This is a genomic window from Bradyrhizobium sp. 186 (assembly GCF_023101685.1).
Classification (GTDB): domain Bacteria; phylum Pseudomonadota; class Alphaproteobacteria; order Rhizobiales; family Xanthobacteraceae; genus Bradyrhizobium.
This window is the reverse complement of record NZ_CP082164.1, coordinates 1,099,678-1,120,521: the sequence shown is the minus strand read 5'-3', so window position 1 is coordinate 1,120,521 and position 20,844 is coordinate 1,099,678. Positions and strand designations below refer to the sequence as shown.

Sequence of the window (20,844 nt, the reverse complement as noted above, 5' to 3'; positions counted from 1 at the left end):
GCTTCGCATCGAAGCCACCCTCCCCCACAAGGGGCCCACAAGGGGGGAGGGGAAGAGACACCGTGGTTAACCGCGCGCGAACCGCCTTCGCAAGCGCCGCATGGCGCGTCCACGCCTCGTTTACGCGATCGCGCCTATCGTTTTCGTCCAAAGTCTTTCAACGGGGGAAATCATGGGACGTCGTATCCGGCCGATGGCCGCGGAAAGTTTCGCGCCTGCCGATCTCCTGCAGGGAATTCTGGTGGTGTCGTCGTTCGGGTTCTGGGCCGTGATGCTCGGCCTGATGCCGGTGCTGCTGTTTCGCGTCTGGCTCGCCTGACACAGGCCCCACGCGGATGGTTAATCCGTGGTAGCACCTGTGTTCAAATGCACGCGAAACTGCGACCCGGAATCTTAAAACATCTCGCGTATCACCTAGGCCCATAAGCGAAGAAATCGCGGGGGCGTTTGTGAATAGTCAAAATGATATGGCGTCGCATTACGACGCCGGACAGCAGAACTTTACCACCGGGGACATTCTCTGGGCCGTCGGCATCTGGTCGGTAATCCTGACGCTGTCGCCGGTCATCGTGTTCTACATGCTGATGGTGGCGTAGCTTCCATACTCATCTCGAAAAACGCAAAACGCGCGGACATCCGCGCGTTCTTCGTCGGCGGAGATGATTTATGAAATCAAGCCGCCTGCTTGTGCATTGCGCCGGATGCCGACGCCGTGCCGCGAATGGCCTTCACTGAACGTTCGATCGCCGCCCACAGCCTTGCAATTTCCTGAGCCGCACGGCTCTCGGCCTGATATTCCCGCGCACCTTCGCCGTGGCTCAGCGCCATCAAGAGATCGGAACGGTTGGTGATCTGGCCGCCCCACACGGGAGCGCGGAACTTAGTCAGCGCCTCGCGGGCGATCGTGACGATCGGGCTTTCGGCTTCGTCGCGGCGGGCCGGTGCACCGTTGAGCACGACCGCGTAGGGCTTGCGTGCCGCGCGGCACATCTGAATGGTTTCCTGCACCGCATTGACGTCGAACACGCCGGGACGCGCCGGAATGACCACCATCGTGGCGTTCCTGATCGCATCGTCGACGACGGCCGACAGGTTCGGCGGCGTGTCGATCAACACCCATTCATAGCCGTCGCGCTTGGCAGCGGAGACGATGCCGCTGACGGAATTCACCGCAGACTTGATCGGCGGCTCGTTGGTGCCACGCAGCTTGTGCCACAGCGTGAGCGACCCCTGCGGATCCGCATCGACGAGCAGGATCGGCTTTGTCGCCTTGATCTGCGCGGCCAGATGTGCGGCCAGCGTGCTCTTGCCCGAGCCACCTTTACGCGATGCAAAAACAATAACGTTCATACCTCTGCCTCCAGATTGACCCCAGGCTACGAAAATGAATCACCGCGCTGATTCGCGAAAGAAAAATTTGCCGGGAGTTACGTCGAAGCCACGAAATAACAAAGCGTGTTGGCTTTTGAGTCACACTGCTTGGCGCAACGCAGACACAAACAGTCACGAAGCGCCCTTCACACGGACAATCGTGCGTTTTTTGAGCAGCGCTGCGGGAAAAAACGGAATGCAACCGGGCCGAGCAAGTCTCGACGCGACTCTCTTTCGTCGATCGCGTCGCAATTGCTGCAAGGATGTGCGCAAGCCGGCGAACAAAAGGAGTCTGAGGCTGTCGCAAGCTGGTCCTCAGGTCGTTTTGACCGAGGAAGCGCTCAGCTCTCGCTGGTTTTTTTCTTCTTGCTCACCTTCGGCGCCGGCTTGGTGCTCTTCTTGGCGGTTTTAGGCGCAATGCTGGTCGGCTTGCCGGCGCGTAGCTCGATCGGCTCCGGTCCCTGCCGGAAGAACGGCCGGCACTGCGGCGACAGCTGCGCCTTCTTCTGGATCATGCAGGCGGTGATGGCATCGACGTTCGGAACGAACTCGCCGCACAGCCGCATCGCGTCGGGCGTGCAGGCCTGCTGCTCCTCCTGCGTGTAGGCAAAGCCGGCGCGCGGCTGGACTAGGACGGCCAGGGCAATCCCGAAGATCGCAGCAATCAAGAACCTCTCAAAGCGAAACGCCGGCATCGATCCCCCCAATCGTCGAGTCGGAAGGAATAGTGGGTGAACGCCGGTTCGATGGCAACCGAGCCAGGATGCGAAACCCGGGACCTGTGCGCTCTCGGCAACAGGCCGGTCAGCCCAGCACCAGCCAGAGGCACGGAGAGGCCTGGGCTGATGGACCCAGTATTCCAGAGACGCCTGAAGTTCCCTGAGGAGCCGCGGCGTACCGGATCCCCGCCTTCGCGGGGCATGACGAACAAAAAACGCGAAAACAACCCCATGCACAGTAGCCAAGTCCAGGCGGGATTTACGGATTTTACGAAGCCACTTTGACACGTCGGGCAAAACAGCGGCATGATGCCATCATCGAGAACGCGTGGGGTGGTCAGCTTATCCCCTTCAGGTGAGGGTCGCATGGCCACCGTATTGATCGTCGCTCCGGTCTTTGCCCTGATTGCGGCCGGCTATGCGGCGGTGCTGTTTCGCTTCGTCTCCGAGACCGCGCACAAGGGCATCTCCGAATTCGCCTTCAGCATCGCGATCCCCGCTTTGCTGTTCCGCACCATCGTGGTGTCGGAATTCCCCGATGTCAGCCCCTGGCGGATGTGGGGCGCCTATTACGGCGGGCTGGCAATCATTTGGATCGCGGCGCTCGCGATCTCGGCCCTGCTGCGCGAGCGGCGCGAGGACCGCGAGGACGGCGTCGTGTTCGCGATCGGCTCGGTCTACGGCAACATCGTGATGCTCGGCATTCCGCTGACGCTCTCGGCACTGGGCAACGAGGCGGCGGGACCGATGGCGCTGATCCTGTCGGTGAACACGCCGCTGCTCTGGCTCTGCGGCATCCTCCAGATGGAATGGGTCAGCCGCAAGCAGACCGGCTCGGCCCTGTCGGTGATCCGGCCCGTGCTCGCGGATCTCGCGCGCAACCCGCTGATGCTGGGGATCGGCTTCGGCGTCGTCTGGCGCTTCACCGGATTCGGCCTCAATCCCGTCGTCGACAAGACGATCGAGCTGCTGGCGCAGGCGGGATCGCCGGCGGCGCTGATCGCGCTCGGCATCAATCTGTTCCGCTTCGAGGTCAAGGGCGAGAAGCTGGGCATTGTCGCCATGTGCGCGCTAAAATTGCTGGCGATGCCGGCGGCCGCCTTGCTGCTGGCAAAGCTGTTGGACCTGCCGCCGACCGCAGCCGCCGTGGTCGTGCTGTTCGCGGCGATGCCGACCGGCGCGAACGCGTATATTTTTGCGGTTCAGTACCGGCGGCTGGTGAACCCGGTATCAGGGGCGGTTGCGCTGGGCACGTTGCTGGCGGCGGTGACGTTGCCGGTGGTGGTGATGGTGGTGGGGGTTAGGTAGCGCTCTGAGCGATTGTTGACTTGCCAACGAACCTTGGATGGAGAGCTAAATCATTGACAAGGCTGGTACAGTTAGGTGGGTACCGTCGGCGGCACGACGCGATCACCCACCATGCAAGATCATCCTTTCGCTGCTGCGAATGAACAAGTCGCCGCACGGCTATCACAGCGTAGCTGATACAGTTGCAGCCGGCTGGCATCGACCCCTTAAGAAATTTGATCCAATCGCGGAGCGACTAGAATGCGCACGCACATGCCGGCATTTTTGAGCTTCCCGCAACAACCATAGGATGATAGTCTGACGAGTTTCTAGAGTCTCGGCAGACCGCATGGCGTCACGCTCTCATTGCCTCCGCGCTCTTCCAGGCGCCTGCGTAAACAAACTCGCTTGTACACTGCATGGCCCGTTTTATTCCGACAAATCCGATCCGGAATTCGCCGAGCGATCCAGGAAGTTCATGCTCCCTGAGAGAAACACCTTACCTTTTCAAAATCTCACTCCAACTGTGAGGTGGGACACTCGCCTCTTTAGTGACCGCCTTATCAAGTTGGCTCAGCTATTTCGGGAGTCACTAGATGGATATCAAAGAGATCGTTGATAGTCTAAGCACCATTTTCAAGCTTGTGACGGAGTCATCTTCTAGCACGTTTCTTTCAGTCGTTGGACTGACCCTTCTCGTGGTCGCGGTCGGCCTTGCTTACAAAGCGGCAACATCTAAGCCGGACCAATTTTCCCTATCAATGAAGATCGTTCTGTTTTTCTCGTTGATAGGCGGCATGATCTTTTCCGCTGCAGGACCGAGTGTGGCGCTATTAAATGCTGTATCTATACCCAAAATGTCCACCGACCGGGCGTTCAAGAACCTTGAAGAAAACACCGAAGTAAAAAAAGTAATCCGCCTGATCTCCTACGATCCAGGTGAAGAGCCCGGGTTGGCGCTCGACCGTCTTACCAAGCTGGGGCCTTCTGATCAGCTATACTCCTTCGTTGCAAGCTACGACGAATTGATCGGTTACAAGGTAGCGGATGCCTTGGCCGAGGTCGGGCAAAGCAAGAAGAACATCAAGCGAGTTTCTGCCATCATCTTCCCTCTGAACACGGCACTATTTCCCGCCAACTCGCGGGGCCCTCCTCCAGGTGGTAAAAGAAATTGAAGATCGCAGGGAGATACAGACGCAGATCACAAAGAAACTCTTAGCATTACAGTTGCCGTTTTGCTTTGAGATGCGCGCGCTGAGCGGCAGCCTGGTGAGCTCTGCGCCAGAATGACCATGCGATGACATGCGCGGGTTGGATCCGCTTTCGAGCAAGCCTGATGGCGATGCGGCGGATTTCCTGGATTGACCAACGGATCAGCGGCGGCGTGGGTGTGCTTTGGCTTTTGCCGGGGGGCGGCGTTTGGTTTTTTTGGGCGGTGGCGGATTGGCGCGATGGCGGATCGCCGCCATCATGGCGAAGGCGAGCATCACCAGGGACACGTGGCGATGCCAGCCATGCCAGGACCTGCTCTCGTTGTGATCGAGCCCGAACTCGTTTTTCGCGGTTTCAAAGCTGTCCTCGATCGCCCATCGATGGCCTTCGACCGCGACCAGCGTTTCAATTGATGTTCCCGCTGGGCACCAGGTGGTGAAGAAGGCGAGATCGCCATCGGCGATATGGCGACGGATCAGCAGACCGCGCGTCCATAAACCATCATTTGCGCTGTTGAACTGCTCGACCTCGAGATCGGCCAGTTCGAGATAACACCAGTCATGCAGCCTCGGTCCTTTGGTTCCGGCTCCCGCCGACAAGCGCTTCCAGTCGGACGGGCGCCGCGTCCGGGCGATGTCTTCGGCCTTGCCGGCGACCGGCTGTCGCTTGCCCCAGGATCGGAAGACATGAGAGCTGCTGACCCCGAGCACATAGCCTTTGCCTGCCCGCCGTAGCTGCTGTTCGATATCGCCAACACCGTAGACCGTGTCACCGGCAACCCACTTGAATGGTACAGACGCGGCTATCGCACGTGCGATCATTCTCGTCGCAAGCTTTGGTTTGGTCGCAAAGCCGACATCGGCAGGCACATATGCGGCTTCCAGACGATCTGGATCGTCAGTCCATTCCTTCGGAAGATACAACGCGCGATCGATGAACGCATGACCATGACGCGAAACGTAGGTAGCGAAGACGCCGATCTGGCAGTTCGTAATCTTCCCTGCCGAACCAGTGTATTGCCGTGCCACTCCGCATGAGGCCTTACCCTGCTTGAGAAAGCCGGTCTCGTCGATCACCAGCACCGCATCGTCATCCGCCAAATGCTCGATGACATAGTCGCGGACGATATCGCGCAGGGCATCAGCGTCCCAATCTCCACGACCCAGAATTGCCTGCTGACGCCATGGGCCAGGATCGCCAGCCGCCTCCGCGCGCATCCAGCCGGTCTTGCGCTGCTCATCTCCGAGCAGACCTTCCAGGAACAAGCCTGCATTCGTCGCCACACGCTCTTGCGTGAACAACGGACGTATCCGTTGCTTGATCTCTCGAAGCGACGCCGCCCACAACGCAAGCGTCTCCTCAACCGACGCGGCCCGCGTCCACGACATTCGAATCATGGTTGCCCATGGATTCAGAAGCCCGCAAACAAAGCAACTGTAATGTTAGTGTCTGTCCGGGAACATCTTGAATCATCGGAATCATTTATGATTCAAGGGTGGCGGTCCGATTCGAAGGGGCGCCCATGTGGACGAAGGAGAACCGCGGTCGTTACGACCGAAGCCGGCTACGCTATCCAAGCGATTTGACTGATGAGGAATGGGCGTTGGTGGAGCCGCTGATTGCGCCAGCCAAGCGAGGCGGCAACAAGCGCACGGTCGATGTGCGCGAGGTGATCAATGGCCTGATGTATGTGCTGAGCACCGGTTGCCAATGGCGAGCGATCCCGAAGGACCTGCCGCCACGCAGCACGGTGCACGACTATTTTGACTTGTGGGCTTGGAACGGCACGCTCGATCGCATCCATCACGCGCTCTATGTACAATGTCGAGAATTGGCTAACCGAGAACCCAGCCCGAGCGCCGCCATCATCGACAGTCAAAGCGTCAAGAGCGCGGAAAAAGGGGGGCGTGGATCGACCCGCATGGCTACGATGCGGGCAAGAAGATCAAGGGCAAGAAGCGCCACATCCTAGTCGATACTCAAGGCTTGCTGCTCCACGCCCTCGTGCATTCGGCGGACATCCAGGATCGTGACGGTGGGGTGCTGGTGATGGCCACGCTGTTTGGCCTGCATCCATTCCTGCTGAAGCTCTATGCTGACGGCGGCTATCAGGGGCCGATCTTTCAGTCCGCCGTTCGCAAAATCCTCCGGCAAATCGACGTCGAGATCGTCAAGCGCTCCGATACAGCAAAGAGTTTTGCGATCTTGCCCAAGCGATGGATCGTCGAACGCACCATCGCCTGGCTCAACCGCTGCCGCCGTTTGGCCAAGGATTGGGAGTGCCTCAACCGAAAGGCATTGGCGTTCTTGCGCCTCGCCTCAATCCGCCTCATGCTGCGAAAGCTCTGCCAAAAAACAGCATGATCCCGGACAGACTCTTAGACGGCACAAATGCGCTGAACGGTGAAGAATTGCAGGATCTCGCAATTACCAGCATCCCGTCTTACAAGTTGGATCGCTTCACCAGCAAGTATCCACATTACTGCGCATTGACCTACGAGTTCGCCTGCAAAACTTCAACTTACTCCGCGCATGCGTTCGTCGGAAGCATCTCGCACGACTGGCATCCTCTTGGATTTTCTCAAAATCCGAGAGAGGATCGCTGCGATCTACCTTCCGCAAAGTACTGTGAGTACACTAGCTGGGATGCTGCAGGTCAAGAATACCACAACAAGTTCGGAGCTCGAGCGTTTCTGATCAGAAATTTGGAGATAAACAAGATACCGAACCGCGTGATGATAGATTTCGATAGACCGTATGACCAAGTGATTCCTGACATCGGTAAAGATTAGCGCGACCGAGCAAACTTAGCTCCGCTGAGTGAGAAGCTCGGCATAGTCGTGATGTGCGCGCTAAAACTGCTGGCGATGCCGGCGACCGCCTTGCTGCTGGCAAAGCTCTTGGACCTGCCGCCGACCGCGGCCGCCGTGGTCGTGCTGTTCGGGGCAATGCCGACCGGCGCGAACGCGTATATCTTTGCAGTTCAGTACAAGCGGCTGGTGAACCCGGTGTCGGGCGCCGTTGCGCTGGGGACGCTGCTGGCGGCGGTGACGTTGCCGGTGGTGGTGATGATCGTGGCGGGGGCGAAGTAGCTCCGCGCCGACAGAAACTCAACTGTTCGGTTTACGGTGCTCGGCGCTACCAATCGAAGGCGAGCTTTTACCATCTGTCGCAAGCTCCTCAGCTGCGAGACTGTTCGTATAATCACCCATTTACGAACAGTCACCAACGCGAGGCGGCGAGTCATATCGACTTACCTTAGGCAGCCCAGTCCGTGATTGCGTCAATGAAAGTCTGAGCTTGGCGGATCGCATCCAGCCTGGTCGCACAGACACCGACCGACACTGTTCGGCCTCTTCCCACAGTCCACTTCCAACTGGCAGGGTAGCTCATTTCTACGATCGAGAAGCTTACGCCGCGATGTTCCACGGAGAACCTCCGCTAACATGTTGCTGTGCTTAAACAGGCTACTCCAAATGCTGGGTATGGTCCAGCCAAACACAGGCCAGCGAGACCACGGCCGAGCTTGCCGGCGAGTGCGACTGCGGCGAGGCGACGATTTGGAGAGCGCTGCAATAGGGCAGCGCGAGGCCCACCGATGGGGGCCAAAATTCGTTGGCTCGATCACGGCTCATAGTGGTCCCCGCAAAATATATAGAATCGGCGGTTTGGCGCCCGGACACCGATAGGTACGATCTCCTAGTTGATCGTCTCGTTCGAATATTCCGGGATCATGCTCATGCTCGCCTAATCGCAGGACCATACGTCTTCGCAGAAATCAAACCGTCCATTCTGCGCGCACTATCAGCCGTGAAGCAGACGCCATCCTCGTGCAAGCCGAAATGCTCGCGGGCCAAGCCATCTTCTTCTATCTCAAGAATGCTGAAAGATTTCAAAGCCTCGGCGAGCTGCATGACCTCCTTGATCTGCCATTGGCCTAATGGTAACGGCAGGCACGCCCGTATCATGGCGGATACTGTCCTAGACCGCGTATACAAGGCAAAACCAATCGATTGGGCAGGCGAACATGATCTTCAAAAGATGAATGAGCGGCGTACCGCTTACATCGCGGCTCTTAAGGCTGCGGACCAGGATGACATTGGTCCTTTGATGAAGTTCGTTGGTCCGCGAGGTGATCTCTAATGCGCGATGTGATCATGACCAGCCTCTCCAAGCGCAATTCAACGCCGTCGTCGACGTCTCATGGACGGCAATGCAAGACATTGGCGCTGCACTCGCGTGGCTCGATCCGACGGCATTCGAGAGGCGATTGCACGAAGAAATCGACAAGCCGACGCTCGTAATGTCGTCTAAAAACCGCGCAGCCTAGCTGACAGAAATCGAGGCAAAGCTGCTGGCGATGCCGGCGGTGGCGTTCGTGCTCGTGAAGCTCTTGTAACTGCCGCCGACCGCAGCCGCCGTGGTCGTGCTGTTCGCGGCGATGCCGACCGGCTGCGAACGCGTATATTTTTGCGGTTCAGTATCAGCGGCTGGTGAACCCGGTGTCGGGGGCGGTTGCGCTGGGGACGCTGCTGGCGGCGGTGACATTGCCGGTGGTGGTGGCGCGGTTGAAGTAGTTCGGCAGCGACCGTACTGCAAAGCCAGCCAACCCGAGTGGTTATACGCAGTTCGCGAAATGAGTATAACGCGCTCCTTGGCGCCCGACAGATCGCCGAAACTGGAAACCCGCCAGATCCTCACGCAAGGATGCCGTGATCGATCCGGTGCAACATCTCCTCGACGATTCGCGCGCCCGCCTCCGTCGCGAGGTAAGCCAGCGGCGTTTCCCCGTTCAGCGCCGTTTTGGGCTTGCGCAACCAGCGGCGCGCCTTCTCGGCATCGCCGAAAACGTTTGTGGCCAGCCGGTTGATCCGGGCAAGCAGCACGGCCTTGTGGGTCTCCTCGACCATCAGCGACTCACCATCCGACAGCCGCCGCGCAAGCGTGCGCTTTGGTACGACGAGGGCGTGAATTTCCTCGTCGCTGTAATTGGCGAGGCGCTTGAGCGCTGCCGGCTCGATGCGAAACAGACGATTGGTGTCGATGACGACATTGAACAGTTCGGCCGAGGGCAGCGATTCATCCGCGCACGCCTGCCGAGTCCGAGCGAAGGCGCATCGGTGACGGTGGAGAGCCCCGTGACCGCATCGAAATGCCCGCGCACGACGAGCGCGCCGGCTTGCGGTTGATAGGTCTGGTCCGGCTTGGCGGCGGACAAGCGTTCAGGCTTTGCAGATTTGCGCGATTTGTCGGGAGGAGATTTGTGCGTCCGCTTCAACGACGACTTGTGGTCAGGCCGTTGAGTAAGGACAGACGCCGCGATCGTCTTGATCCGCTTGTCAGCGAGCCGGAGCCACGAAGCCCCCGCGAAGCGATCGAACCAACGCCTTTACCGGTACGCTCATTCTTTGCCATCGGAACCCGTCTCGGCATTCTTGTGCCAAATGCCTCAAGAACTATGCCAAGTGGCATTTGAGCTCATGGGAACGGGGATGCAAGCATGGTCCTACAGCTCAAGGATGCCTTGGCCCCTAGCAGACGTGGAGATTCATGCACTGTCACCGTAGGTCGAACAACTTACGATAGTAATCTGCCGATGGACCGTAAGTTGTGGTACCCCTTGACAATATGGGGATATTCCCATATTGAAGGAAGTGACCATAAAACGGCCCGAACCTAAACCCTGTGTCTTTATTGGCTCCAGCCGTAAGGACCTGAAGCGATTTCCGGCCAAGGTGCAGAACCGCATGGGGCACGCCCTGCACCAGGTGCAGGAAGGTGACGAGCCGATAGCCGCAAAGGCGCTGAAGGGATTCGGCGGGCGTGCTATCTTGGAGCTGATCGATGATTTCGACAGCGACACCTACCGGGCCGTTTATACCGTGCGTTTTGCCGGAGTGGTGTACGTACTGCACGCTTTCCAGAAGAAAGCGAAGAAGGGCATCGCCACCCCCCAGCGAGACATCGAACTTATCAAATCGCGCCTGCGTGATGCCGAGGAGCATTACCGTGCGCGCGCAGACAAAGGAGGGCGCAAGCCATGACGAAACACAAAATCGAGGCCTATGAGGGCAGCGGCAATATATTCGCCGATCTTGGTTTGCCCAACCCGGAAGAACGGCTGCTGAAATCCAGCATTGTCGCCGAGTTGCATCGCCTGATCAGGGAACGCGGCCTGACCCAGGTCAAAGCGGCTAAGCTGATCGGGGTTTCACAGCCTGACCTGTCTCATCTGCTGCGTGGCGACTACGATGACTATTCAGCCGAGCGCTTGATGAAAATGCTCACTGTGTTCGAGCAGGATATCGAGATCGTTATGCGACCTCACCGCAAGGCCGGCGAGCCGGGCCGTATCACCTTCAAACCTGTTGCAGCGTGATGAGGGCGGGCCACGGCCCGGTGCACTAATCTACGTTGCCGGCTATCGCAGGTGCCTTGCCGCCCGTTCGGCGACGAGCGCTTCTTCGCCAGCCTCTTGCGACTGATCAACCGATGGCTCATCGTAGAGTTTCGTGCGCTGTCATCGCAATTCCAACAATGATTGACACCAATTCGAGCCTATTAGCTCACGTGGTGTAAATTGCGCTGCTCGACTTCTTGGCGCCCAAGCTTAGTCAGGAAAAATAACCCCGCTTCGTTTTCATGGAGCAGAGCATCATCTACCATTCCGCTCAAACTACGCCGGAGATTTGAGCGCATGGACGGCCGGACCCATTTGTCCAGCTCGGCAAAAGCGGCTCCGGCGGTGCCACGCTCGTACAGCAAGACCAGTATGTAACCCGAAACCTTAAGCTTTGGATTGAGCACCTTTAGGAAGCCGTTGAAGTCTTCGATTACAGGCACCTTACGCGTGACTAGGGCGTCGATGATCTTAGTGGCTGCGTCTGCGCTAATACCATGATAGAGCCGAATGAACTCTGACAATATCCAGTCGAGCGTCGACACGACTAGCGTCGCGTCTTGCAGGTTAGGATCGATATCATCAGCGAGGTGCGCGGCGTCTCGTTTGTTGCGAATGTCGTAAACTACGCGAATAGCTCGCGGAATATGTATGCGGATGCTCTCGGGAAATTGCGCCTTAGGATAGCCCGACAACATTTCGAATAGCTTATCGCTCGCAATCATGCGGCCAAGATCTGTGGATCTTTGGGTCGTCGCATGCTCAAGCATTCGCATGGCGGCTTCGCAGAAACGGCCACCCTCGACGGCACTCAGGCGCAAACCGCCGCGGAAGTAGTTGCGCTTCGCTTCTTGATACGCAGAAAGTAGTTCATCAACCAACTTGGCGGGAAAATGAACCTTTAGCCCGGCGGTAATCTGGTCGAGCATCTACCCTCAATCTATCAGCTCTTCTTCGCAGAGCGTTTTGTCTTTCTCCTAGGTCGATTGCTGGCGATTGCTGCCTTGACCGCTTCGCGATCCGGCAGCGCATCAACAACGGCCTCACCCAGCACTGAAATCTGCTTTGCTCCTTTTCCGGCAGCTGAAAGATAGCCATAAGTCTTAGTAGCGTCAGAAACGATCTGAGATGGATTGGAAAGCCTCGGCTGAGCGGCGGCTGTGTTCGCCTTCGTGATCGCGAGCGTCTTGAATTCGGGAGTGCTCTCAACGTGAGTAAGATAGTAACCTAAGCAGGCCACTCGCTCGTACTGAGTGTCTGGACGTTTCGCCGCGATGAACTGCTTGATTGTCTGGCGGCCGCCATCGCCGGTGTTTGGTCTCCCTATTCCAGCGCGGATGTCTGCCGTAGCTCCGTTCTTCGCTTCTCCACCGCTGCCATTCGACAGTGCGCCCCCCGTCAGGACGAAGCTCATGATGGCATTAGCTGCGGCTTTGTCGATCGATTGATCGAAAACCAGTCCCGGACCCTTGATTGAAATTTTAAAGTTCTCGTCGGCCATTCCACACCTAACGATTGAAAATAGGAACAAAAAACGAAAGCGATGTACACGGCAACAAAGCGTCGCAACTATCCCCCACAAACTGGTGGCGGCGCCGATATCTGAGCTAAGGAGATTGGCAGCACTGGTACAGTTGGGTGGGCTCGAACCACCGACCTCCTGTTCCACAGACAGCGCAAGGGCTCCGCCGGTACTACGCCACTCCCGCCTTTCGTATTAAAATCGCAGCATTATCAACGAATAAGCCCGCCGCTTCCCGCCTTACCTGCGCTGCAATTGGCACTATCGTGGTAGCTACGTGGTAGCTACAGAGGTGATCGATGGCTGTTTCGAGTATAACGATCCGCGCAGTCCAAGCGCTTAAGCCGGGCGAGACTATTTGGGACGCAGACCACCGCGAAGCGGTGCGGGGCTTTGGCGTTCGGCGTCAACGCGACCAAGCGACCTACGTCCTCAAGTACCGAGTATTCGGTCGGCAGCGCTTCGTCACCATCGGTCCTCACGGCGCCCCTTGGACACCAGAGCTTGCACGCAAGGAGGCCAAGCGGCTTTTGGGCTTGGTAGCCAATGGCAAAGACCCGGCGGACGAGAAAGCCAAGGCGCGCCTGCAGGCGGCCGACACACTCCGGGCAATCGCGGATCAATATCTCCGGAACGCCAAACAAAGGCTGAAGCCCCGGACCTATTCTGAAATAGAACGCTACTTGTTGGTCAGTTGGAAACCCCTCCATCCCGTCTCAGTTTTCCAGATCACCCGCCGCCATATCTCGGCTCGTATCGCTGACTTCGCATCAGCTCATGGAGCGGTTTCAGCAGCCCGCGCCCTTACAGCCCTATCCTCAATGTTCAACTGGGCAATACGCGAGGGCCTCGACATTGCTGCGAACCCGGTTCTCGGCACTAACCGACCCGCGCAGCCGGGAAGCCGCGAACGGGTCCTCACGGAGACGGAGCTATCGGCCATTTGGCACGCCTGTGGCGATGACGATTACGGACGCATTGTGCGTCTGTTGCTGCTCACAGCCCAACGCCGTGATGAAGTAGGCAGCATGCAATGGGCCGAACTTGATACCTTTTCGGGGCTCTGGACGCTGCCAAGCGCCCGGACCAAGAACCATCGCGAGCACTCGCTACCATTGGTTCCCGCCGCCTTGGCCGTACTCCCGCACCGCCGAAACGGCCGAGACTTCCTTTTTGGTGAGGGACCCCGACGCAGCGGTGGCCCGCATCGTGGTTTCTCGGGTTGGTCCAAGTCGAAGACGGCGCTTGATGCACGCATTGCGGAAGCCCTGGGCGAACCCCTGCCCCATTGGACAGTTCACGATCTTCGGAGATCGGCATCCACGGTGATGGCCGACCGGCTTGGCGTGTTGCCACACATCGTGGAGGCGATCCTAAACCATGTCAGCGGTCACCGGGCGGGCGTTGCCGGGGTATATAACCGCGCTCGGTACGCGACCGAGATGCGCGAGGCACTTCAGCGCTGGGCACAGCACGTTGCGGCCCTGCCAGCCCAAAAGCCGAGGAAGGTTGACAGCGTGATATCGGGCTGCAGCCATTCTCATACTGGCGTCCCTCACGGGGCTGTCGGGGTCCACTCCTAGTTCAATAGTTCGAGTCAGGAGACCGCTAGTCAGCGTCCGCGGTGATGGCGCACCGGCTTGGCGTGTTGCCACACATCGTGGAGGCGATCCTGAACCACGTCAGCGGCCGTATTCGCCACCGAAGCTAATCCCTTGCAGCAATCGGCAAAGACCAAGAGACTCGGGCCAAGCAAGCTGATCATGGAGTCAAGGTAGAGCATGAAGGCCGTTCCATAACACTGTTTCGCAGAGCGCATGGTTGCGGGGGGTGCAACACTCGATTCCTTTGATTTGTCCAAGGGCAATTGATTGGTCCAAGGGGCAATCCCACGGCAAGCGCGTAAACTTGATTTAGCCCCTCCTTCCGCGGATCTCATCGAGGCCAGGGGACATATTGTGCAGCGCGCAAAGGACGGACATATGACCGCACCGTTCCAACGTGTGAAAACGACTGAAAAAGCTCTTGCCACGCGGGCCGTTCCACATATAGGGGCAAGGCCAGTGACGACCAGACTCGAATGCATCAACACACCGCACAAGATGTGGGTGGTGGGTTGTCCGGCTTTGATCATTCTTCTTGTAGGCGCGTGAGCGTGTCACCTCGATCTTTTGCGTCCGACACCAGGGCACGACGACATCGTTCATAAGCGCGCTGTCGTGATCGAAGTCGGCGCCGCGAGTGAGCCAGGGAAACAGGCTCTGTGCGCGCTCCATGGCCCGCACGACGAGGCCGCTTTCGTGGGTCACCAGCGGCATGCATTCGGTCCAACCGGTCGCGACGTCGACCACCGTCAACGTCTGAATGAACGAGCCAGCTACAGAGGTGCCGCTATGAGCCACATGTCGACCTCGCAGAACCCCGGTGGCGGGTCGTGCCAGTCGTTCAACGTCCGGATCGGTACTTTACGCCGTACCGTCGAATAAAAGCCGACCCGCCGGCGCTTACCGCCGGCCGCGACAATTTTGGTCCGACCAGGAGGCGATCAATCGTGGCTGCGCTGACGCCGAGCACCAGCGCTTGGTCGGCCTGATCGAGATTGAGCCGGCCATGCTGCTCCAGCGAAGGCAGCAACGTGGAAATCATGACCTTGAGCCGCTTGCCGCAGATCCGATCCGAAGCTTCCCACAGCGCCACCAGCGCATCCCTGACGGCGCCATAGGTCGGCCTTCGGCTGCCGCCGGGCCTCCGGCGAAATCGCGACATGGCTAGCAAGCGCCCGAACCGCGTGCTTGCGATGCCAGCCCGTCACCGCGCAAAGTTCGTCGAGAGTGCGCCCCTGATCTGCCCGCCCTGCAGATCGATAGCGGTCTACCACTGCCGCCGTGATCTCGCGCCGCGCACCCATGCTGGTCCGTCCTGCCATCGACGACACCGATCCGATTCGAAATCGCCCCCCCAATCCTGACGGTCTGTTCTCCGGTAACGTTCCTGATGAGGCAATGCGGGGTCAAATTTGCAAACGATGACGTAATTGCGGTCAGCGCTCGGGGCACGGAAGCTCGGTTATCGTCGAACTCTCGCAATCAAGCGCTTCGATTGACACGAGATTCAGTTGTTCTGATACAGCGTGCGCCGAACGCTCGTAAGTCATCCATTTTCTCGTCGACAAGTGATTGCCGTCTGCAAGCACGTCTCCTGACTGGCGCTGCTGCCGTGAGGGCGAGAGCTGGATACTACCGGACTTGGTGGGTTTGGTGTTCCTCGATTGTCAGCTAAGTGCTTGGGCCTTTTTGGGAGACACGCCTCATGCGCGCCAAGTGTAGCCGGGCCGAAAGTGCGGCCGGGACGGGAGAGACTCGATGGACTTTGATAGGATCGTGCTGCGCCGCACCGCTGTTGCGCTGGCCCTGTTTGCCGGTGGCATGATGGGTAGCGCTTTGGCCGACAATCCGCCGTCGCGCCCCGAGGCCACGACGCTGGCCGACCAGAAGGGCAGTCCCGGCGCGCGCGCCGGCTAAACACCTGGCACGCCGTCAGCGGCCGAGCAGCATCGCCTTCCGCCGGACTCCACCACCAGGCAAACGCTCGAGCTGCCGGGTCGGACGCTCGCATTCGCGGCGACCGCAGGTTCCATCCGCCTGTTTGACGACAAGGGCGAGCCGCAGGCCGACATCGCATACACCTCCTATCAGCTCGACGGTGGCGACCGCGCCACACGCCCCGTCACGTTCTTCTTCAACGGCGGGCCTGGTGCATCGTCGGCGTGGCTACAGCTCGGCAGTGCCGGTCCTTGGCGGCTGCCGATCAATGCCGACGAGGTCACACCATCGACCTCTCCGGAGGTGAAGCCCAATGCGGAGACTTGGCTCGATTTCACCGACCTCGTCTTTATCGATCCGGTCGGGACCGGCTATGGCCGCTTCGCAGCGACCGGCGAGGATGTCCGCAAGCAGTTCTTTTCCGTGGACGGCGATGTCAACGCGCTCGCTCTGGTGATCCGCCGCTGGCTCGAGAAGCACGACCGATTGTTGTCGCCAAAATATGTCGCGGGCGAAAGCTATGGCGGTATTCGCGGGCCAAAGGTGGTGCGCCAGTTGCAGATGCAGCAGGGCGTCGGCGTCAAGGGCCTGATCATGATCTCACCCGTGTTTGACTACCGCGAGTCTGGCACGAGCCTTCTTCAATACGTCGCAACGCTGCCGAGCTATGTCGCGACCGTGCGCGGAGCCAAGGGACCGGTGAAGCGGACCGATCTCGCCGACGTCGAAGCTTACGCGCGCGGCGAGTTCCTGACCGACCTCGTCAAAGGCAAGGTGGACAAGGAGGCGACCACGCGGCTGGCTGACAAGGTCGCCACGCTAACCGGCATTGACCAGACGGTGAGCCGCAGGCTCGGGGGGCCGCTTCGGTATCACCGAATTCAGCCGCGAGCTCGACCGCAACAACGGCGAGGTGACCGGCCTCTACGACGCCTCCGTGCGTGGCTTCGATCCCTATCCGGATTTCGGTAGCCCCGGATTTGGCGATCCCTCGGGCGAGACGCGTCGGGCGCCGCTGACCAGTGCCGCCGTCGATCTCCTGACGCGCAAGCTGAACTGGCGGCCAGATGGCTCTTATGAGTTGAGCAACGCCGCGGTTACGCGGGCCTGGGATTTTGGCGCCGGTCCCCCGCAGTCCTTGTTTGAGCTGCGCCAGATCCTTGCGACGGATCCGAAAATGAAGGTGCTGGTCGGGCGCGGCCTGTTCGACCTCGTAACGCCCTATTTCCGCTCGCAGCTCGTGCTCGATCAGTTGCCCGCCTTTGCCTCAGGGCCGCGCGTCAAACTCACGGTCTATCCGGGCGGCCTCATGTTCTACTCGCGTGATGCATCGCGCCAGGCTTTTCGCGCAGAAGTCGAAGCGATGATGAAGCCGGCGGCGAAATAAGTCACAAGTAAGCGCTCGGGTGTGTCGTATGTCACCGCTTTCTCAGCGGGAGACCGCAACTGAAATCCTAGCGCCAGCTTGCGATTTTTGGAGATTTTCGGCTGACCGGTCTTTGCCGGCTTCTTTAGCGGCGTCACCGGGGGCAAATAGCCAGCTGGCAGTGCTCCATGCGCGCGGCCACGTTCTTCATCCCGGATTGGTTCTTGGCCAACTGAGCGCCTCCTCTTGGAAGCGCTGATAGTGAGAATCCATTCGGAACGCAGGAGCATCTGGTCTTTATCGGCGCGAGCCAAATCCAACGCGTGCGCGTTTCGCAGGATCGTGAGCGCGGATTTCAGGGGATCGTGAGCAGAGGTTTCAGACGATCGTGAGCAACGATTTCGCGGGATCGTGAGCAAGGTTTTCGGAGGCTTGCGCCGCTTCGGCCGACAACTCTACGGCTTAGGGATGACCTCGTCGTTAACGAGGAAGCCCAATGCCTACCCGAGAGATTGTCGATGCGCCGGATCAAGGAAGTCCTTCGGTTGAAGCATGTTCAAGGCGCACCGGAGCGGGCCTTCGCACGGAGCGTCGGCGTCAGCAACGGCGCCGTGTACGGCTATCTGAGCCGCGCCCGCTCTGCTGGGTCAAGTTGGCCGCTTCCGGAGAGGATGACCGATCCTGCTACTCGACCGTCTCGACGACACGCAGCTTCTCTTCCCAAACCCGCTCAAGCGAGCGCGCCACAAGACGGTTCTCGGGCTCTACGGCGTCATACTGACGCCGAGCGCGCTCGGCCTCGTAGCGGGCGCGCTCCACCCGAAGCGCCTGGCGCCCGAGCTGACGGCTCTCCTGCTCCAGTTGGCCCGCCGCCGCGAGTGCGATCTCAATCTGATCCGGCACCAGGGCATCGAGGACCACCGGCTCAACCAGCGGGTCAACCGCCAAAGGTCCGGACTTCCTGGCAAAGTGCACTGCCTTGCTGATCCCGATCTGAACGGCAGCAATAGACCGGATAATCGGCATTCGGGCCCGTGTAGCGCATGCTCATGCGCCGTCCGCAACGGCCGCAGATCGCAATTCGTTGTAACAGGGCTGCCCCTTGCGCGGAACGCCAGAGTGTCCCGCCTCATAGCGGCAGACGTTATCTGCCAGTCGCCCCTGGTCGGCCATGAACTCCTCCCAGCTGACATAGCCTGCTGCTGTGATCACGCGGCCCAGATAGCGTTTGCGATCGGTGTTTATATGTCCAGCAATTCAGCTGCGATTTGATCTATCTCGGCTGAACTTTCTTGGACTGCTATTTCACCGCGCGGGTGCAAGAAGATTGAAGCAATCACCGCCTTTTGCAAGAGCGTTGGCTGGAACGGTCGATCGGCGGTGCCGCGTACAGCATGCGTTGTGTTTCACCAAAGACGCACGGCTTGTTTCGATCACAACGGGTCTTGTCGGAAAGATGACATCGCGACCAAAAAACCCGGCAATGTGCATAGCGCGCGCTGGCCCGGATCCTGCACACCACACGCGGCGTAGAAGCGATAACACAACGCACGCCTCGAGCTGCGTTGAAGATCGTCGTTTGTTGAGAGGTGATATGGGATCTGGAGTTCTTTTTTGGGGCGCAGCAGCATTTGCACTCGTCGCATCTGGCGCCGCCCATTCAGCGGATCTCCATCCGGCCATGAAAGTGGCTCTGTGGAGCTGGACTGGAGGATATATCGGCGTGCACGGCGGCGGCGGCCATGGCCGCACTTCCTTCAGTGACCCCTACGGTCCATCAATTTATGGCGACATCGTCAACACGCCTGTGTTTCTGGCCGGAGGACAGATCGGCTACAATTGGCAGACGAATGGCTGGGTGTTCGGCGCCGAGTTAGACGCGAGCCATGCTGTCTCCGATGGCACGAACAGCTGCCTTGCCTTCTCAGGCAATGTCGTGATTGCTACCTGCAAGGCAGGTCCAAACGTCTTTGTCTCAGGGACCGCTCGTGTCGGCTACGCTTTTGGCCCGCAGGGCCGCACGCTGGGCTACGTCAAGGCAGGGGTGGCCTGGCAAAACAATCGCGGCGAGATCGCCAACAACAACGAATTCTGGGATGAAAGCTTTGCCGGCTTTCCGCGGCACGTCACGCAATTCGATTACGGCCGTTTCGGTTGGACCGTCGGAGCCGGCATTGAGCAAGCGCTCACGCCTGCTTGGTCCTTGAAATTCGAGTACGATTACATGAGCTTTGATGGGACACGTCTGGCGACACCCCCGACCATGCAGGGTCCGCCATTTGCGATCATCCCCCCCAGCACAAGCAGCCTTTCTAGCAGCTATCACGTCGGAAAAATCGGCCTGAATTACCATCTCTGGGGCGATCCCAGCGGTCCAGCGCGGTCAGATGCGGCGTTGTACTCGGATAAAGCGACTGCCAAAGCGAAGCCCGTTGCATATACGGATGATTGGTCGATTGAAGGCGGCTCACGGGCTTGGCTCAGCCGGGGAACATTCCAGTGGGACTTCACCCTCCCACCCCCGATGCCTGGAGAGAGCGCTATTCCTAGCTCAAGGCTCACCTATCAGGGATTAGATGGCGTTTCCGGCGAACTCTTTGCCCGCCTTGATAACCCCTGGGGGATCTTCCTGAAGGGCAATATTGGTGTCGGACGCTTCAAACACAACAACGAAGATTCGAGCATCTACGGCCGCGCGTATAGCAATATGTTATCAAGCCAGGCAAATGGGAGGTTGACGTATTACACGGCCGATGTTGGTTACGATTTTCTCCGCGACGGCACCTACAAATTGGGCGCTTTTCTCGGATGGACTTACTACGGCCAGAAGTCCGATACGGTAGGATGCCTACAGATCGCCTCCCCCACCCTTGCGTGCCTGGCGCCGGGCGATCGGAGGCTCATTGGCAGTCAAGACACTGACTGGAATGCACCTCGCGTCGGTCTCAGCGCCGAGGCCATGCTGCTCGAACGCTGGCGTTTAGGCGCCGACGTTGCCTATTTGCCGTGGACCGATTTCAATGGTCGCGATCATCATCTTCTTGATCCTAAAACTAGAGTCTACTATCAGCGCGGAACGGCGGTGCGGGCGTTCAGATCGAAACTATGTTATCCTACTTCCTCACCAATAATTTCAGCATCGGCGTTGGTGCGCGGTATTGGGCAATGTGGACCAAAAACGATAGCGACGTCACCAACTGCAGAGGCTGTATACCCGATCAGACCCATGCTCTTGCGAAGTACAGCATGGAGCGATGGGGAACGTTCTTCCAGGCCTCCTACAAGTTGAACTAAAGAGATGCGCCAGGCTCCTGCGGAAGTTAGGGGCTATGCACCCCGTTGGTGAGGGGTACGGATCCAGCTTGCTAGAGGCTGGCAGAGGCCAAGAATGAAGTCCCAATCTCCGGGCCAATCAACGCTGAAAG

At 58.9% G+C, this 20,844-nt stretch carries 22 protein-coding genes and 2 pseudogenes; 14 read left to right on the top strand and 10 right to left on the bottom strand.

The window, feature by feature from the left end; translation table 11 throughout:
- The first annotated feature begins 172 nt into the window (after nucleotides 1–172).
- Together IVB18_RS05075 and IVB18_RS05070 are read left to right on the top strand one after the other, a co-directional pair.
- Entirely contained in the window at nucleotides 173–319 is a 147-nt protein-coding gene (locus tag IVB18_RS05075) for a hypothetical protein (RefSeq protein WP_247988175.1), read from the top strand.
- A 130-nt stretch (nucleotides 320–449) separates the two neighbouring features.
- Nucleotides 450–596 (top strand): hypothetical protein, encoded by a 147-nt coding sequence (locus tag IVB18_RS05070; RefSeq protein ID WP_247988174.1) that lies wholly within the window; start codon nucleotides 450–452, stop codon nucleotides 594–596.
- 76 nt (nucleotides 597–672) lie between these two features.
- Here the strand turns inward: IVB18_RS05070 and IVB18_RS05065 are convergent, their stop codons facing one another.
- A complete protein-coding gene (locus tag IVB18_RS05065) occupies nucleotides 673–1,350 on the bottom strand; it encodes a ParA family protein (RefSeq protein ID WP_247988173.1) in 678 nt (225 codons plus the stop codon).
- A gap of 362 nt (nucleotides 1,351–1,712) precedes the next feature.
- Nucleotides 1,713–2,066: a hypothetical protein gene (locus tag IVB18_RS05060; protein WP_247988172.1), complete on the bottom strand. Its 354-nt coding sequence runs from the start codon at nucleotides 2,064–2,066 to the stop codon at nucleotides 1,713–1,715.
- Between the two features lie 390 nt (nucleotides 2,067–2,456).
- On the opposite strand from IVB18_RS05060, the gene IVB18_RS05055 reads away from it, so the two are divergent.
- Nucleotides 2,457–3,398, top strand: coding sequence for an AEC family transporter (locus tag IVB18_RS05055; protein WP_247988171.1), 942 nt, complete (start codon nucleotides 2,457–2,459; stop codon nucleotides 3,396–3,398).
- 575 nt (nucleotides 3,399–3,973) lie between these two features.
- Nucleotides 3,974–4,552, top strand: coding sequence for a hypothetical protein (locus IVB18_RS05050; protein WP_247988170.1), 579 nt, complete (start codon nucleotides 3,974–3,976; stop codon nucleotides 4,550–4,552).
- A gap of 198 nt (nucleotides 4,553–4,750) precedes the next feature.
- Here IVB18_RS05050 and IVB18_RS05045 read toward each other — a convergent pair whose 3' ends face one another.
- A complete protein-coding gene (locus IVB18_RS05045) occupies nucleotides 4,751–5,986 on the bottom strand; it encodes an IS701 family transposase (protein ID WP_247983558.1) in 1,236 nt (411 codons plus the stop codon).
- A gap of 125 nt (nucleotides 5,987–6,111) precedes the next feature.
- On the opposite strand from IVB18_RS05045, the gene IVB18_RS05040 reads away from it, so the two are divergent.
- The 3 genes from IVB18_RS05040 to IVB18_RS05030 all read left to right on the top strand — a co-directional run bounded on the left by IVB18_RS05040 (nucleotide 6,112) and on the right by IVB18_RS05030 (nucleotide 7,681).
- A protein-coding gene (locus tag IVB18_RS05040; RefSeq protein WP_247801096.1) for an IS5 family transposase occupies nucleotides 6,112–6,953 on the top strand; the annotation gives its coding sequence in 2 pieces (ribosomal slippage) (nucleotides 6,112–6,484 and nucleotides 6,484–6,953; 843 coding nt in all).
- On the top strand, nucleotides 6,950–7,381 hold the full coding sequence (locus tag IVB18_RS05035) for a hypothetical protein (protein ID WP_247988169.1): 432 nt from the start codon (nucleotides 6,950–6,952) through the stop codon (nucleotides 7,379–7,381). Before IVB18_RS05040 ends, IVB18_RS05035 begins: the two co-directional genes overlap by 4 nt.
- Before the next feature lie 24 nt (nucleotides 7,382–7,405).
- The gene (locus IVB18_RS05030; RefSeq protein ID WP_346732660.1) at nucleotides 7,406–7,681 is read left to right on the top strand and encodes an AEC family transporter; all 276 of its coding nucleotides are present in this window, start codon (nucleotides 7,406–7,408) and stop codon (nucleotides 7,679–7,681) included.
- A gap of 645 nt (nucleotides 7,682–8,326) precedes the next feature.
- On the opposite strand, the gene IVB18_RS05025 is transcribed toward IVB18_RS05030, so the two are convergent.
- Complete coding sequence (locus IVB18_RS05025) at nucleotides 8,327–8,503, bottom strand: hypothetical protein (protein WP_247988167.1); 177 nt, start codon at nucleotides 8,501–8,503, stop codon at nucleotides 8,327–8,329.
- A gap of 783 nt (nucleotides 8,504–9,286) precedes the next feature.
- Nucleotides 9,287–9,562, bottom strand: a complete 276-nt coding sequence (locus IVB18_RS05020) for an antitoxin Xre/MbcA/ParS toxin-binding domain-containing protein (protein WP_247991556.1) — start codon at nucleotides 9,560–9,562, stop codon at nucleotides 9,287–9,289.
- Here IVB18_RS05020 and IVB18_RS05015 point away from each other — a divergent pair.
- The 3 genes from IVB18_RS05015 to IVB18_RS05005 all read left to right on the top strand — a co-directional run bounded on the left by IVB18_RS05015 (nucleotide 9,557) and on the right by IVB18_RS05005 (nucleotide 10,968).
- Nucleotides 9,557–9,778 carry a hypothetical protein gene (locus IVB18_RS05015; protein ID WP_247988166.1) on the top strand — a complete coding sequence of 74 codons (222 nt, stop codon included), beginning with the start codon at nucleotides 9,557–9,559 and terminating at the stop codon, nucleotides 9,776–9,778. The two genes, IVB18_RS05020 and IVB18_RS05015, sit on opposite strands and share 6 nt — an antisense overlap.
- A 456-nt stretch (nucleotides 9,779–10,234) precedes the next feature.
- Nucleotides 10,235–10,633: a type II toxin-antitoxin system RelE/ParE family toxin gene (locus tag IVB18_RS05010; RefSeq protein WP_247988165.1), complete on the top strand. Its 399-nt coding sequence runs from the start codon at nucleotides 10,235–10,237 to the stop codon at nucleotides 10,631–10,633.
- Entirely contained in the window at nucleotides 10,630–10,968 is a 339-nt protein-coding gene (locus IVB18_RS05005) for a helix-turn-helix transcriptional regulator (RefSeq protein ID WP_247988164.1), read from the top strand. The genes IVB18_RS05010 and IVB18_RS05005 overlap by 4 nt, the downstream gene beginning before the upstream one ends.
- A 182-nt stretch (nucleotides 10,969–11,150) precedes the next feature.
- Here the strand turns inward: IVB18_RS05005 and IVB18_RS05000 are convergent, their stop codons facing one another.
- Nucleotides 11,151–11,918 (bottom strand): hypothetical protein, encoded by a 768-nt coding sequence (locus IVB18_RS05000; RefSeq protein ID WP_247988163.1) that lies wholly within the window; start codon nucleotides 11,916–11,918, stop codon nucleotides 11,151–11,153.
- Nucleotides 11,919–11,932: 14 nt separating this feature from the next.
- Nucleotides 11,933–12,490: a hypothetical protein gene (locus IVB18_RS04995; RefSeq protein ID WP_247988162.1), complete on the bottom strand. Its 558-nt coding sequence runs from the start codon at nucleotides 12,488–12,490 to the stop codon at nucleotides 11,933–11,935.
- Between the two features lie 320 nt (nucleotides 12,491–12,810).
- On the opposite strand from IVB18_RS04995, the gene IVB18_RS04990 reads away from it, so the two are divergent.
- On the top strand, nucleotides 12,811–14,094 hold the full coding sequence (locus IVB18_RS04990) for a site-specific integrase (protein WP_247988161.1): 1,284 nt from the start codon (nucleotides 12,811–12,813) through the stop codon (nucleotides 14,092–14,094).
- A gap of 330 nt (nucleotides 14,095–14,424) precedes the next feature.
- On the opposite strand, the gene IVB18_RS04985 is transcribed toward IVB18_RS04990, so the two are convergent.
- On the bottom strand, nucleotides 14,425–14,829 hold the full coding sequence (locus IVB18_RS04985) for a hypothetical protein (RefSeq protein WP_247988160.1): 405 nt from the start codon (nucleotides 14,827–14,829) through the stop codon (nucleotides 14,425–14,427).
- Between the two features lie 127 nt (nucleotides 14,830–14,956).
- Nucleotides 14,957–15,277 carry a hypothetical protein gene (locus tag IVB18_RS04980; RefSeq protein ID WP_247988159.1) on the bottom strand — a complete coding sequence of 107 codons (321 nt, stop codon included), beginning with the start codon at nucleotides 15,275–15,277 and terminating at the stop codon, nucleotides 14,957–14,959.
- A gap of 659 nt (nucleotides 15,278–15,936) precedes the next feature.
- Here IVB18_RS04980 and IVB18_RS04975 point away from each other — a divergent pair.
- Nucleotides 15,937–17,440: pseudogene (locus IVB18_RS04975) on the top strand (peptidase S10).
- 497 nt (nucleotides 17,441–17,937) lie between these two features.
- Nucleotides 17,938–18,099: pseudogene (locus IVB18_RS04970) on the top strand (IS21 family transposase); the annotation flags it as partial.
- A 4-nt stretch (nucleotides 18,100–18,103) separates the two neighbouring features.
- Here the strand turns inward: IVB18_RS04970 and IVB18_RS04965 are convergent.
- Complete coding sequence (locus IVB18_RS04965) at nucleotides 18,104–18,445, bottom strand: hypothetical protein (protein ID WP_247322344.1); 342 nt, start codon at nucleotides 18,443–18,445, stop codon at nucleotides 18,104–18,106.
- Nucleotides 18,446–19,013: 568 nt separating this feature from the next.
- Between IVB18_RS04965 and IVB18_RS04955 the strand changes: the two genes are divergently transcribed.
- Complete coding sequence (locus IVB18_RS04955; RefSeq protein ID WP_247988158.1) at nucleotides 19,014–20,708, top strand: outer membrane beta-barrel protein; 1,695 nt, start codon at nucleotides 19,014–19,016, stop codon at nucleotides 20,706–20,708.
- Nucleotides 20,709–20,844: the final 136 nt, after the last annotated feature.

Excerpts from the sequence above, each read along its gene's own strand:
- IVB18_RS05045 (WP_247983558.1), bottom strand. The coding sequence starts at position 5,986 with ATGATTCGAATGTCGTGGACGCGGGCCGCGTCGGTTGAGGAGACGCTT.
- IVB18_RS05055 (WP_247988171.1), top strand. The coding sequence starts at position 2,457 with ATGGCCACCGTATTGATCGTCGCTCCGGTCTTTGCCCTGATTGCGGCC.
- IVB18_RS05060 (WP_247988172.1), bottom strand. The coding sequence starts at position 2,066 with ATGCCGGCGTTTCGCTTTGAGAGGTTCTTGATTGCTGCGATCTTCGGG.
- IVB18_RS04955 (WP_247988158.1), top strand. The coding sequence starts at position 19,014 with ATGGGATCTGGAGTTCTTTTTTGGGGCGCAGCAGCATTTGCACTCGTC.
- IVB18_RS05000 (WP_247988163.1), bottom strand. The coding sequence starts at position 11,918 with ATGCTCGACCAGATTACCGCCGGGCTAAAGGTTCATTTTCCCGCCAAG.
- IVB18_RS04990 (WP_247988161.1), top strand. The coding sequence starts at position 12,811 with ATGGCTGTTTCGAGTATAACGATCCGCGCAGTCCAAGCGCTTAAGCCG.
- IVB18_RS05005 (WP_247988164.1), top strand. The coding sequence starts at position 10,630 with ATGACGAAACACAAAATCGAGGCCTATGAGGGCAGCGGCAATATATTC.
- IVB18_RS04985 (WP_247988160.1), bottom strand. The coding sequence starts at position 14,829 with ATGCCGCTGGTGACCCACGAAAGCGGCCTCGTCGTGCGGGCCATGGAG.
- IVB18_RS05050 (WP_247988170.1), top strand. The coding sequence starts at position 3,974 with ATGGATATCAAAGAGATCGTTGATAGTCTAAGCACCATTTTCAAGCTT.
- IVB18_RS05025 (WP_247988167.1), bottom strand. The coding sequence starts at position 8,503 with ATGCAGCTCGCCGAGGCTTTGAAATCTTTCAGCATTCTTGAGATAGAA.
- IVB18_RS04965 (WP_247322344.1), bottom strand. The coding sequence starts at position 18,445 with ATGCCGATTATCCGGTCTATTGCTGCCGTTCAGATCGGGATCAGCAAG.
- IVB18_RS05075 (WP_247988175.1), top strand. The coding sequence starts at position 173 with ATGGGACGTCGTATCCGGCCGATGGCCGCGGAAAGTTTCGCGCCTGCC.
- IVB18_RS05035 (WP_247988169.1), top strand. The coding sequence starts at position 6,950 with ATGATCCCGGACAGACTCTTAGACGGCACAAATGCGCTGAACGGTGAA.
- IVB18_RS04995 (WP_247988162.1), bottom strand. The coding sequence starts at position 12,490 with ATGGCCGACGAGAACTTTAAAATTTCAATCAAGGGTCCGGGACTGGTT.
- IVB18_RS05065 (WP_247988173.1), bottom strand. The coding sequence starts at position 1,350 with ATGAACGTTATTGTTTTTGCATCGCGTAAAGGTGGCTCGGGCAAGAGC.
- IVB18_RS04980 (WP_247988159.1), bottom strand. The coding sequence starts at position 15,277 with ATGTCGCGATTTCGCCGGAGGCCCGGCGGCAGCCGAAGGCCGACCTAT.